At 72.2% G+C, this 12736-nt stretch carries 11 protein-coding genes; 6 read left to right on the top strand and 5 right to left on the bottom strand.

The window, feature by feature from the left end; all coding sequences use genetic code 11:
• The first annotated feature begins 24 nt into the window (after window positions 1-24).
• Window positions 25-1332 carry an ATP-grasp domain-containing protein gene (locus ABD292_RS10785; protein ID WP_344206952.1) on the top strand — a complete coding sequence of 436 codons (1308 nt, stop codon included), beginning with the start codon at window positions 25-27 and terminating at the stop codon, window positions 1330-1332.
• Window positions 1333-1343: 11 nt separating this feature from the next.
• On the opposite strand, the gene ABD292_RS10780 is transcribed toward ABD292_RS10785, so the two are convergent.
• The 5 genes from ABD292_RS10780 to ABD292_RS10760 are packed head-to-tail and all read right to left on the bottom strand — an operon-like array spanning window position 1344 to window position 7051.
• Entirely contained in the window at window positions 1344-1469 is a 126-nt protein-coding gene (locus ABD292_RS10780; protein ID WP_329591677.1) for a hypothetical protein, read from the bottom strand.
• Window positions 1466-4822, bottom strand: coding sequence for an ATP-binding protein (locus ABD292_RS10775; protein WP_344206951.1), 3357 nt, complete (start codon window positions 4820-4822; stop codon window positions 1466-1468). The genes ABD292_RS10780 and ABD292_RS10775 overlap by 4 nt, the downstream gene beginning before the upstream one ends.
• On the bottom strand, window positions 4819-5448 hold the full coding sequence (locus ABD292_RS10770; protein ID WP_344206950.1) for a hypothetical protein: 630 nt from the start codon (window positions 5446-5448) through the stop codon (window positions 4819-4821). The genes ABD292_RS10775 and ABD292_RS10770 overlap by 4 nt, the downstream gene beginning before the upstream one ends.
• 2 nt (window positions 5449-5450) lie before the next feature.
• The gene (locus tag ABD292_RS10765; protein ID WP_344206949.1) at window positions 5451-6542 is read right to left on the bottom strand and encodes a hypothetical protein; all 1092 of its coding nucleotides are present in this window, start codon (window positions 6540-6542) and stop codon (window positions 5451-5453) included.
• Window positions 6539-7051, bottom strand: a complete 513-nt coding sequence (locus ABD292_RS10760; RefSeq protein WP_344206948.1) for a DUF4365 domain-containing protein — start codon at window positions 7049-7051, stop codon at window positions 6539-6541. The genes ABD292_RS10765 and ABD292_RS10760 overlap by 4 nt, the downstream gene beginning before the upstream one ends.
• A 212-nt stretch (window positions 7052-7263) precedes the next feature.
• Between ABD292_RS10760 and ABD292_RS10755 the strand changes: the two genes are divergently transcribed.
• From ABD292_RS10755 to ABD292_RS10735, 5 genes are all read left to right on the top strand, one after another.
• Complete coding sequence (locus ABD292_RS10755) at window positions 7264-8766, top strand: CehA/McbA family metallohydrolase domain-containing protein (protein ID WP_344206947.1); 1503 nt, start codon at window positions 7264-7266, stop codon at window positions 8764-8766.
• A gap of 165 nt (window positions 8767-8931) precedes the next feature.
• On the top strand, window positions 8932-10275 hold the full coding sequence (gene gdhA / locus ABD292_RS10750) for an NADP-specific glutamate dehydrogenase (RefSeq protein WP_344206946.1): 1344 nt from the start codon (window positions 8932-8934) through the stop codon (window positions 10273-10275).
• A 211-nt stretch (window positions 10276-10486) separates the two neighbouring features.
• The gene (locus tag ABD292_RS10745) at window positions 10487-11011 is read left to right on the top strand and encodes a zinc metalloprotease (protein ID WP_344206945.1); all 525 of its coding nucleotides are present in this window, start codon (window positions 10487-10489) and stop codon (window positions 11009-11011) included.
• A gap of 13 nt (window positions 11012-11024) precedes the next feature.
• Entirely contained in the window at window positions 11025-11606 is a 582-nt protein-coding gene (locus ABD292_RS10740; protein WP_344206944.1) for a hypothetical protein, read from the top strand.
• An 11-nt stretch (window positions 11607-11617) separates the two neighbouring features.
• Window positions 11618-12718, top strand: coding sequence for a WD40 repeat domain-containing protein (locus tag ABD292_RS10735; RefSeq protein ID WP_344206943.1), 1101 nt, complete (start codon window positions 11618-11620; stop codon window positions 12716-12718).
• Window positions 12719-12736 lie beyond the last annotated feature (18 nt).

Raw genomic sequence — 12736 nt, 5'->3', positions numbered from 1 at the left:
GTGAGTAGGGGGACGTGGACCGCCGTGCGCGCACTGATCGTGGAGACGGGCTTCAGCCGGGGAGCGCTCGCCGCCGTACGCGCGCTCGCCGCGGCGGGCTGGGAGGTCGGCGTCGGCGCTCCCGCCGGCGCGGGCCTCGCGTCCTCGTCCCGTTACCGCCGCCGGCGCCACCTGGTGCCGGCGGCGCACGAGGACCGCGACGCCTTCCTCACCGCCGTGCGGCGCGCGGTCCGCGACCACGGCTACGACGTGGTCTTCGGCGCCGGCGAGGCCGAGGTGCTCGCGCTGTCCCTGCTCAGGGACCAGGTCGGGGCGATCGTGCCGCACGCGGGGCACCGGCAGGTCGTCCGCGCGATCGACAAGCAGGAGCTGTCCGAGGCGGCCGAGTCCGTGGGCATCCTGACGGCCCGCGCCCTCGACCCGTCCACGCTCGCCCCGTCTGCGCCCGACCCGTCCACGCTCGACCCGTCCACGCCCGACCCGTCCGCGCCCGACCCGTCCGCGCCCGACCCGTCCACGCTCGACCCGTCCACGCCCGACCCGTCCGCGCCCGGCCCGTCCGCGCCCGACCCGTCCACCCTCGGCCCGTCCGCGCCCGACCCGTCCGCGCTCGCCGGTGAGCGCCCGCCCCTGGTCGTCAAGTCCCGGCTGCACGCCCACCCGGAACGGCCGGGAGCGCCGCCCAGGATCGACACGCTCGTCGTGCCCGGCCCGGAGGCCGCCCGCCGCCGGGTGGACGAGGTGCGCAGGCTCGGCGGCGAGCCGCGCGTCGAGGAGTTCCACGAGGGACGCCTGATGGCCTACGCGGCCGTCACCGCCGTCGGCGGGCGGGTGGTGTGCGACTGCATGCAGGTGGCCTCGCGCATCTGGCCGCCGGGTGCCGGCGCGAGCTGCCGCGCCGAGACCGTACGGGTGGACCCCGCGATCAGCGGCCGCGCCGCCCGGCTGCTGGCCGCACTCGGCTGGTTCGGGCTCGCGCAACTGCAGTTCGTGGTGCCCGAGGACGGCCGGCCCCGGCTCATCGACCTCAACGGCCGCTTCTACGGCTCGATGGCGCTCGCCACCGCCGCCGGCGCCAACCTGCCCGCGGCCTGGGCCGCCCTCGCCGTCGGCCACGACGTGCCGCCGACGCGGGCCCGGCCCGGGGTGCGCTACCAGTGGCTGGAGGGCGACCTGCGGCGGGCGGCCGTGGAACGCCGGCGCGGCCTGCTCCTCGACCTGGCCGGCACGCTCCGCTTCGCCGCGGGCGCCGTCCACAGCACCCTGTCGCTCCGCGACCCCGCTCCCGCCCTCGCCAGGATCAGGGCGATGGCCGCGGCGCGCGTGCGCTGATCCCCGTCACTTCACTCGAAGTCGTCGGGGTTGAGCTCCTTGAGGCGCTTGAACTCGGCGACTTCCTCGTCCTCCATCTCCACGTCCTCGACGTCCTCGTCCTCGTCCGTACGGTCCTTCTGCGGCTGTTCGGTCATGACGCCTCCCCCGAGTGCTCTCGCCGTTGCGGCTGCCCATCCGCTCCGAGCCGTAACCTGCCAGGACGCCGCGCCGCGCGCTCGATGATCTCCTGCTCGGTGAGCGGGTCGGGGGGATGGTGGCTCAGGCACTGCCGCGCCCGTACGAGCGCCTCGGGCACGCCGTCGCTCGCGGCGTAGAACTGCCCGGCCTCCAGCCGCCCCACCCGGTCGGCCCGGCCGCCCCGGGCCCGCGCCAGCCCTTTGACCACCTCGATCTGTGTGGGGCTGTTGATCCTGCCGATGAACTGCGTCGTCGCGTTGCCCGCGATGTGGTTGTGCAGGCCGCGCGGGGTCTGGGTGGCGAAGACCAGGCCGAGACCGTACTTGCGGGCCTGGGAGGCCAGGGTCAGAGTGCTCGCCAGCGCCTCGGTCTTCGGCGTCGCCGGTACGAGGGCCTGCGCCTCATCCATCACGTACAGGCCGCTGAGCGGGCGGCCGCGCGCCGGGTTCCGCCTGATCCAGGAGAACAGGGCCATCTGAAGCTGGTTGACGAACGCCGGCCGCGCCTGGTCGCCGAGCCCGACGAAGCTGATGACGGAGACGCGGGCCCGCTTGCCCGGGGACGGGGTGAGCAACTGCGCCGGGTCCGCGGGCTCGCCGTGGCCCGCGAAGAGCGGATCGGTGATCGTCGCGGCGGTGAGGAGCTGGCCCAGCTCGGCGGCGAGCTGGTCCGCCCGGTCGATCTGGCTGACCTCCAGCGGCAGCGCGCCGAGCAGGCCGAGGAACGCGGCGAAGCTCCCGCCGCCCGAGCGGGCGAAGTGGGCCAGCGCCTGGCGGAGTATGGCCTTGCCCTTGCGGGCCTTGGCGCTCGCCCCGTCCACGTTCGCCCGGTGGGCGAGCGCCTCGACGGCCAAAGCGAGCGCCGTCTCCAGCTCGTCGCGGTCGTCGAGCACGGCCGCGAAGTCGGGAAGCGGCTGGAACGTCAGCGGGCGTCCGCGCGAGCGGCCCGGCGTCCAGATCACGACCTCGGTCTCGGCGAAGTAGCGGGCCGCCTTGTCCGCGTCCCCGTCGCCCCAGCCGGGCGGCGGGGCGGGCCAGGGGTCGCCCAGGCGGGCGAGGTCGTTGTTGGAGTCGAGCACGATCGACGACACCCCGAGCAGCGCGCACTCCTCGATGAGCCGCCGCAGGAACACGGTCTTGCCCGAGCCTGAACCGGCGAACACGGCGGTGTGGCGGGCGAGGGCGGCGAGTTTCAGTTCGAGCTCAGCACCGGTGTCCATACGCCTGCCAGCCGGAACGACCGGCACAGGCCCACTTCTGGGCTCCGGTTCGCTCCCCGCCGGCCGCGCAGGCTCCAGCCCGCTCCCTGGCTGCCGGGCAGACTCTGGACCGCTCCCTGGCTGCCGGGCAGGTTCCGGCGCGCTCCCTGCTGGGCGAGCGAGCCCCAACTCGCTCCCCGCCGGCCGCGCCGACTCCGGGCCGCTTCCCGCCGGCCGTCCGGTCTCCGGGGCCGGCGGCTGCGGCGGTGAAGTCGGCTCCTGGGTGAGTGTGCCGAACAGAACGCTGAACAGCTCCGTGCCGCCGGCCGGGCGGCGGGCCCGTAGCCAGGTCTCGAACTCCGGGTCCCCGTCGGCCGCCATCTGCCGCAGCGCCGCGAAGACCCGCAGGTCGTCGCCCCGTACGGGAAGCGAGAGCCCGCCCCACTCCTTGAGCTCCGCCAGGCGGGCCCGCGTGACCGCGCCGTCCGACCACGCCTGGTTGCGCAGCACCACGAAACACCGGTCGGGCGTCTCCGGGCCCAGCCCGGACGCCACGATGCCGTCCTTCAGCCGCTTCAGCGCAGAGATGTGGTGCGCCGCGCCGATCATCCGGAACGTCCAGTGCCGCTGGTACTCCGACTCCGGATTCAGCACCTGCCGCAGCCTGGCATGCAGGCTGGGCCGGCGGCCTGGCGGCGGATCGACGGAGAAGGACTCGCCCGCCTTGTCCTGCTCCCTGATCCAGGCGTCGAGCCCCGCGGCGAGCAGGGAAGGAGCCAGCTCGTCCTCGTGCTCGGGATCGAACGCGGCCGACACGTCCGACCGCCCGCGCAGGTCGGCGAAGCGCGCGTCCAGCCTCGCCAGGCTCGACTCCGGAACGACGGCGACGGCCTCGGCGGAAGAGGGCGGCGCGACGACCGGTTCCTCTCTGTCGAAACGTTCCAGGAGGCGTACGACGCCGTCCGTCCGGCAGGCCGCGACGTGCGCGGCGATGAGCCGGAGCAGCGTCCTCGGCGTCCTGCCCGGCGCGGTCGCGAACGCGCCGGGGGCGATGGGCCAGGCCGGGTCGGGCGGGGTGAAGCCCGCCCGCGCGAAGGCGACCGCGAACCTGCGCTCGACCAGGTTCCTGGCGAGTTCCGGGCGCGCGATCGTGCCCAGGATCAGTGACGGCCGGAACCTGTCCTTCGCCGTGCCGATGGCCCGGTCGCGGATCAGGCCCCACGACGAGGGCAGGCAGGCCACCAGGCACAACGTGCGGTGAGTGGCGTGCACGAGGGCCATGAGACCGCTCGCGACCTCGTCGATGACGTCCTTGCGGGGGCCGCCGTCGGGGACCGCGCCGGAGGCGGCGCGGGAGTGTTCGAGCAGCGCGTCGATCTGGTCCACCGCGATGACGCTGGGGCCGGTCAGCGCGAGGATCGTCGACAGCTCGACCACGATGTCGTGCGGCGCCTTGATCCCTCTGCTCATCCCCCAGGCCCCGCGGTCGCCTTCCTCGGCCTCCTCGGTGGACATCAGGTGATCGTGGGCGACGTCGAAGGCCGGGCCCGAGGCGACGGCGTAGAGGGCGAGCGCCCGGATCGTGTCGCGGCACCGCTGCAACCGCCGGTCCCGCCTCAATAGGCCGGCCACCAGGGCGTCGAGGTCCTCGCGGGTGATGTCCTTCCCGTCCTCGACGGCCGCGATCCGGTCCCCGGCCCCCGCGAGCGCGGCCAGACCGCGCAGGGCCACCACCGCCTGGGCCGGGGTGTCCGAGCCCGCCGCCGAGCGGCCGAGGTCGTCGACCATCGCGCCCGCCGTCCGCCGCCAGAAGTCGTCGCCCGCGCTGAAGTCCACCAGGAAGAAGTAGCCGCCGGCCCGCGCGATCTCACCCCTGACCCAGCCGAGGAGATGCGTCTTGCCCGCGCCGCCCTCGCCCTGGATCACGACGCCGAGCGGGCTGGCCCCGGTGGCCTCGCACGCCTCGTCGATGCCGTCGAGGATGAGCTGCTCCGCCCGCGGGTGCACGCCGCCGACGTGGAAAGGCGGCGGGTTCCAGGCGTGCTCGGCCATGGTCGTCCAGGTGAGGACCCTGGAGATGGCGCGCAGGGCCCGTTCCTCGTGCTCGTTCATCGCGCCTCCATGGCCAGCAGGTGCTTGCTCACGCCGCCGACGAGGACGGCCGCGTCCCTGTCCGCGTCGGTCAGGGTCTTCTGGTCGGCCTCCGGCGCCAGGTGGACGTCCGGGAGGAGTTCGAGCCGCCGCAGCGCCTCGTCGACCGCCTCGCGGGGGACGTCCCCCAGCTCCGCGCGCAGCCGGGTCAGGAGCACCCAGTCCTGCGGCTCGCGGGCCAGCCGCCAGTAGGCGTCGCGGATCGCCTCGGGCAGCTCGGCCGGGGCGGCGTTCTCGCGGGCCTTGAGTACGAACTCGGCGAGGCTCAGGTCCGCCGCGTCCAGATAGTCCTTGAGCAGGTGGAGCACGCCGTAGAGGGTGCGGCCGAGCGAACCGCCGCGATCCGGGGCGGAGCCGTCCAGCTCCGTCACGCACCAGGCCCAGCCGTCGTCGGTGAGCGTGTGAAGGTAGGACCTGCCGGGCTTCTCGCTCGTGACGAGGCCGCCCTTGTTGAGCCGGTGCCGGGGCTGCCCGTCGAGGGTGCAGCCGACGTGGGCCTTGAGCTCCGCGTTGGACGCCGTTCCACCGAGCGTCATCAGGCCCAGGAGCACGGCGCGTTCGCGGGTGCCGAAGCCGGTGTTCTTCATGGTCAGCTCTCCTCGGATCGATCGTCCACGACGGTGGTGAAGCCGGTCGCCATGAGCTCACGCCGGCCGTTGACCTCCCTGAGCGTCCCTGCGACCCGTACGGGGACCCGGTCGCGGTGCGCGCGGACGGCCACGTCGTAGTCCGCCTCGCCGGGCAGGCGCACCCAGATGACGGCGCGGCGCGGCTCGCCGTCCCCGATGGTCACCTGGCCGCGTACGTGGACGCGGAACCGGTCCTCGCCGTCGTCCACGAGCGCGCCGACGAGGCCCGTCACCGCGGCGCTCTCGTGGTGCAGTCGGCGCAGCCGGTGGCCGACGCGGCGCAGCAGGGTGCCGGTGCCCGGCTCGAAGACCACGCTCCGCGCGCGGACCTCGGCGGGCAGGGCGCGGGCCCAGCGGAAGCCGACCTCGAACCGGGCGCCGGGATCGGCTCCGGCGAAGCGGGCGAGCGCGAGGCACAGGTCGGCCGACACGCCGTCCCGTACGAGGTCGTCGAAGACGCTGACGTCGCCGGTTCCGCGCGCCTCGGCGGTGGCCTCGCGCAGAAGCAGCGCGGCGCGCTGGAGCAGGGTCAGGGCGCGGCGGGCCAGCGGAGGGTCGCCGCCGTCGTCCAGCGGGAGCCGTACGGTGAGGAGGTTCGAGGACGGCACGATCGGTCCGATCCGGACGCGCGCCATCAGGTCGCGCACCGGTTTGGGAGCCGCGCCGTCGAACACCGGCCGGGGCCCGCCCAGCGCGGCCCGCGCCGCCGCGCTCAGCGCGGCGTGGGCGCTGGTCACGGCCGTGACGGCGTCCACCAGCCCGAGCTCCCCGCCCTCGGGGACGATGGGCGCGCGGTACCACTGGACGTCCGCCATGGGCGAGCCGATGTCGGAGGCGATGTCCTCGGGCGCGCGACCCTCCACCCGCGCGAGCAGCGACAGGATCTCCCTGAGCCGGCGCGGCCCGTCGGCCAGGTGGTCCGTGCCGGGCACCAGGATCTCGTGGTCGCCGTCGTGCTCCCAGATCGCCGCGCCCCTCCAGGTCTCCGGCCGGCGGACCCAGCCGGTCGCGGCGAGATAGCTGCTGACGTCGGCGACCGACACGTTCCTCATCGGGCGGAGGGCGCCGTGGGCGCGCCGACGAGCTCGCGTAACGCGCGGACCGTGAGAACGTTCCCGAGCGGCACCTGGAGCGGCACCTTCCGCGCGGCGCTGGGGTCGGGGACGGGCCGGTCGTCCTCGAAGCCGCGGTAGTAGCAGAGCCGGCTCAGCGTGAGCCCGTCGGTCTCCACGCGGGCGTACCGGTCGCTCTCCTGCGGGACCACGACGAGGAACAGGTAGCGCGGGACGAGAAACGGGCCGTCGACGAGCTTGTTGTACTGCACCTCGTTCAGCCCGCCATAATGCAGGACCGCGCCCTTGGACCGGGGGTCCGACCAGGACTTGATCTGCACCTCGATGGCGGGCGAGGAAATGTGGCCGGTCCTTCCCGGATATCGGAAGCCCAGGTCGATGCCGTCGTGGTCGAGGTCGTCCTGATAGACGAGGAGGCCCGCCGCCGAGGCGAGCACCCGCACATAGTCCTCGGCGAACTTGCCCTGATGATTTCGCTGGTCCAGCACGCAGTCTCCCTCGTCCGCCGACCGCCCGACGCAGAAGAGTAGCGGCAAAAGGGGACGCTCTTCCTTCCTTTCTTCATGGTCGTCCTCCGTGGGTGGCGGGCCCGCATCCACGGACTGTTCGCGCGCGCCCCGGACGGCGTTCACCCGCCGTTCGATCCGCTCCCCAAAGCTTGCGGCCCGGCACCTGCATTGCACGCACGAGAGGCTTCACCGTGAGCAAGAACAAGGCCGAGCAGGCCGAACAGGCCGAGGCGGCCCGGCTCTCCCGCCGGCGGCTGGTCAAGTACGCCGGCGTCGGCGCCACCCTGGCCGCGGCCGCTCCCCTGATCGGCGGCACCCCCGCCCAGGCCGACGACGAGCGCAGGTTCGGCAACGGCGGCGGCAACGGCCGCAGGTGGCGGGCCGGCGACCACCACATCCACTCCGAGTACAGCGGCGAGTTCGACACCAAGACCAGCCCGCCCATCTTCCACAAGGGCGCGGACGCGGTCTACCCGATCGTCACCAACGCGATCATGGCCAAGCACTTCGGCCTGACCTGGGCGATGTGCACCGACCACGGCGGCCCCACCCACTCCAAGGTGAACCTGGAGCAGGCGTATCCCGACCTGCTGCGTTCGCGGGTGCTGGTGCCCGAGGTGCTGCAGTTCTGGGGCATGGAGTTCGACGCGCCGGCGCTCGACCACCACACCCTGATGATCCCGCACCACGACGGGGAGGCGCAGCAGCTGTTCGAGCTGGAGAGCCGCTTCGCCAAGCACGACGCCTTCCCGGCCGACCCGGGCCGCGACACCGAGGCCAAGATGGTGGAGTTCCTGAAGGCCGCCCGCGACATGCGGCAGAAGCCGCTGGTCATCGCCCACCACGCCTCGCGCTCGGCGACCGGGCTGGGCGTGTGGGGCCAGGACACGCCGCGCGAGTTCCGCAACGGCAACAACGTCGCCCCCGACGTGTACGTCGGCTTCGAGGGCGCCCCCGGCCACCAGGCCGGCCCGCTGAACGGCGGCGCGCGCGGCGGCTACGGCAACCACCCCACGTACGGCGGCTTCGACCAGATGACCGCCCGCGTCGGCGGCCTGTGGGACTCCCTGCTCGGCGAGGGCCGGCACTGGTGGATCACCGCCACCTCCGACTCCCACGTGCACTGGACCCGTGGCGGCTCCGACTTCTGGCCGGGCGAGTACAGCAAGACGTACGTGATGGCCCGCCAGGACTACGGCGACGTCATGGACGCCCTGCGGGGCGGCCGGATCTTCGTCACTACCGGCGACCTGGTCACCGCCCTGGACGTCACCGCGAGCGCCCAGGGCCGCTCCGCCACCGTGAGCGAGACGCTGGTCCTCAGCAACCGGGGCCGGGGCGACGTCGAGGTGGAGATCCGCTTCCGCCCGCTGAACGGCGTCAACGGCAACGGCGACCGCCCCGAGGTCCGGCGCGTGGACCTCATCGCCGGCCAGGTGACGGGGGTCAGCGCCGACCTCGACGCGGCTGCCAACCCCACCACCAAGGTCGTCGCCCGCTTCGGCCCGAACGACTGGCGCCGTCAGGGCCAGGACATGGTCATCCGCCACACCCTGCGCGACGTGGGCCAGGACAGCTACCTCCGGGTGCGCGGCACCAGCACCGACGAGATGGAGCCGCTCGCGGACGGCAAGGAGAGCCCCTGGCAGGACCTCTGGTTCTACTCCAACCCGGTCTTCATCCGGGTCCGCTGACCCGGTCGGCCGGGACGCGGCCGGCGGCGGGGGCCGGGCTCCGCCGCCGTCCCACCCGTCGTCCGCCGCCGGGTAATGATTTCGGCAGAGTGCCGGGGCGGGTTCTTCTCACTTCTGGCCTAACCGTAAGGTGAGCACGGATCACCGCAATGAGGTCGGGAGCACATGTTGCACGAGAAACTGTCGTCGATCTACGACAACGTCCTGCGCCGCAACCCTGGGGAGGTCGAGTTCCACCAGGCGGTGCGCGAAGTGCTCGATAGCATCGGCCCGGTTCTCGGCAAACACCCCGAGTACGCCGAGTCGAAGATCATCGAGCGCATCTGCGAGCCCGAGCGGCAGATCATCTTCCGCGTGCCGTGGCTCGACGACAGCGGCGAGGTGCAGATCAACCGTGGCTTCCGGGTCGAGTTCAACAGCGCGCTGGGTCCTTACAAGGGCGGGCTGCGCTTCCATCCCTCGGTCTACCTGGGGATCGTCAAGTTCCTGGGCTTCGAGCAGATCTTCAAGAACAGCCTGACGGGCCTGCCGATCGGCGGCGGCAAGGGCGGGTCCGACTTCGACCCCAAGGGCCGCTCCGACCGCGAGGTGATGGCCTTCTGCCAGAGCTTCATGACCGAGCTCTACCGGCACATCGGCGAGTACACCGACGTGCCCGCCGGTGACATCGGCGTCGGCGGCCGGGAGATCGGCTACCTGTTCGGCCAGTACAAGCGCATCACGAACCGCTACGAGTCAGGCGTCATCACCGGCAAGGGCCTGGCGTACGGCGGCGCGCAGGTGCGGACCGAGGCCACCGGCTACGGCTGCACGTTCTTCGTGGAGGAGATGCTGAAGGCGCGCGGCACGTCGTTCGACGGCAAGCGGGTCGTGGTCTCCGGCTCCGGCAACGTCGCCATCTACACGATCGAGAAGATCGAGCAGCTCGGCGGGCTCGTGGTGGCCTGCTCCGACTCCTCCGGCTACGTCGTGGACGAGAAGGGCATCGACCTGGCGCTGCTCAAGCACATCAAGCAGGTCGAGCGCGGCCGGCTGGACACGTACGCGGCGCGCCGCGGCGACCACGTGTCCTTCGTGCCGGGCCGCAGCGTGTGGGAGGTGCCCTGCGAGGTGGCGATGCCGTCCGCCACGCAGAACGAGATCACCGGCCGCGACGCCGCGTTCCTGGTGCAGAACGGCTGCATCGCGGTCGGCGAGGGCGCCAACATGCCGACCATGCCCGAGGGCATCAAGGTGTTCCTGGACGCGGGGGTCGCGTTCGGGCCGGGCAAGGCCGCCAACGCGGGCGGCGTGGCCACCAGCGCGCTGGAGATGCAGCAGAACGCCAGCCGCGACTCGTGGACGTTCGAGTTCTCCGAGCACCGGCTGCAGGAGATCATGCGCGACATCCACGCCCGGTGCCTGCAGACCGCCGACGAGTACGGCATGCCCGGCGACTACGTGGCCGGCGCCAACATCGACGGCTTCCGCCGGGTCGCCGACGCCATGCTGTCACTCGGCCTGATCTGAAGCGTCAGGCGAAGGGCCGTCCGCGTCGCGCGGGCGGCCCTTCGCCATTGACATGGTGATCATGGACCTTGCATACTCCCATCAGACGCTTCAAAAGAGGTTGTCAAAAACCCTCCCGACCTCCGGGCCCTAATTCCCCCTCACCCTTCGCCGGCCCGGGTTCCTGCATTTTCCGCCAGCATCACAAAGACGCAGGGAGTGACATCTCGAAATGGCTTCGGGAGTGTTAGGGCATGCCCTTCGACGGGGATCCGCCGCGGCGGCCGCCGTCATTCTGCTGACGGCGACGAGCGCCGACCCGGCGTTCGCCCACTGGAACGGCACCGGCCAGGACATCGCCAGCATCCACATGCGCCCGTACAGCTACAACAGCACGTGGCAGACGCCGATGAACAAGGCGCTCGCCAACTGGAACGCGACGTCGAGCCCCGCCAATTTCTACAAGAACTCGAATTCCGGCTCGACCATCACGGTGAAGTCCTACAGCAACACCTGGTACGGCAACTATCAGCGGTGCGGCGGGATGTGCATGTACGTCCGGCTGAACTCGCGCACAATCAACCGGGACGCCTCGAACTTCTCCAATTTCGTCACCAGCACGCTGGTCCACGAGTTCGGGCACGCGCTGAATCTCGCGCACAACTCGACCACGTCCATCATGAACAGAAGCCGCAACCGTAACTCGATGACGAAACCCTCGTCGCACGATGTCGCCGACGTCAACGCCTACTACTGAAGGAGGCCGCAGGATGCTACGGCGTCTTGGCGCACTCGTCCTGACCGCGTTGTTCGTCACCGCGTGCGCCGCCCATCAGGAGCCCGTGCTCTACCGGGCCGACTATCCGGAGTACGAGAACGCCGACGCGCTCTTCGACCGGGCGAACCTGGTCGTCGAGGCCCGCGTCGTCGGCGAGCCGCGCTACCTGCAGGAAGTGTCGGAGCCCGACCCCGCCGAGACGGATCCGCGGCTGAACCCCATGGCGGGAGCTCCCGCCGCGGTGGCCGCCCAGCCCGACGCCCCGCCGATGGTCATCACCGTCTACACCGCCGAGGTGCTGAAGGTGTACAAGGGCGAGGCCCAGGTGGGGCAGAAGGTCGAGGTCAAGGAGCTCGGCGGCGTCTTCGACGGCGTGACGTACGAGGAGGAGCACACCACGGCGCTGAACGAGGGCAGCGGGTACGTCCTGTTCCTGGAGACCTACCCCGACTCCCCGGCGGCGCTGCTCAACCCCGTCCAGGGCAAGTATCCGCTGGACAGCGCCAACAACCCGGCGCCGCTGCCGGAGAACACCGTCAAGCTGACGCGCAACCAGCTGGAGACGATGTCCTGAACCGCCGTGACGTGCTGATCGTGGCCTCGGCGGCGGCCGTGACCCTTGCCGTGTCGTGCGCCGTCGGCCGGGGTCCCGGGCCGGCGGCGCACGACGCCGGCGTCATCTCGCTCACGGCCGGCGAGGTGGACGGACAGCCGATCGCGATCTCAGCCGGCAGGGACGACACCGTGCGGGTGTGGAACCTGACGACGAGAAGGCAGATCGGGAGCCTGATCGTGCTGTCGGAGTTCGGGGAGCCGGCGACCGGTGACGAACGTGTCCTCACGGTCGCGCTCGGCCGGCTCGCCGGACGGCCCATCGCTGTCACGGGCGGGCGGGACTGCGCCGTACGGATCTGGGATCCGCACACGGGACAGCAGCTCGGCCGCCCGATGACCGGCCACGAACGCCGTGTCGTCGCCGTCGCGCTCGGCGAGGTGGACGGCCGGCCGGTCGTCGTCTCCGGCAGCGCGGACGGCACGTTGCGCATGTGGGACCCCTCCACGCGGAAGCAGATCGGCGACCCGCTCACCGGCCATGCCGGGGTGATCGCTTCGGTCGTGTTCGGCGAGGTGGACGGCCGGCCGGTCATCGTCTCCGGCGGTCATGACGGCACGGTGCGCAGGTGGGATCCGGTCACGAGGAGACAGAGCGGCGCGCCCATGACCGGCGGCACGAGCCTCGTGGTGTCCGTCGCGCTCGGCGAGGTGGACGGCCGGCCGGTCGCCGTGTCGGGCGCCTGGGACGCCACGCTGCGCGTGTGGGACCTGGCCACCGGCGAACAGCTCGGCGGGCCGCTGATCGGCCACGAACGCGCCGGGGGTCCCGTCGCGGTCACCCAGGTGAACGGCCGGCCCGTCATCGTCTCCGGCGGCGTGGACCGTACGGTGCGGATGTGGGATCTGGCCACGAGGAAGCAGCTCGGCGACCCACTGACGGGCCACGACAGAGGCGTCGTCGCCCTCGCGGTGACCCAGGTGAACGGCCGGCCGATCGCTCTCACCGCCGGAGAGGACCGTACGGTGCGCACGTGGGATCTCCTCACCCGGGAGCAGACAGGAGACTCGCTGGTCGGCCTCGAGGCCGGCGTCACGCCGGCGACGGGGCGGACGGGGCGCACAGGGCCGTGACGAAGCTCCGCGACATCC

The sequence above is a fragment of the Nonomuraea bangladeshensis genome, from assembly GCF_039529455.1.
GTDB classification, from domain to species: domain Bacteria; phylum Actinomycetota; class Actinomycetes; order Streptosporangiales; family Streptosporangiaceae; genus Nonomuraea; species Nonomuraea bangladeshensis.
The sequence above is the reverse complement of the archived record's forward strand: the minus strand, read 5'-3'. Positions and strand labels throughout refer to the sequence as shown.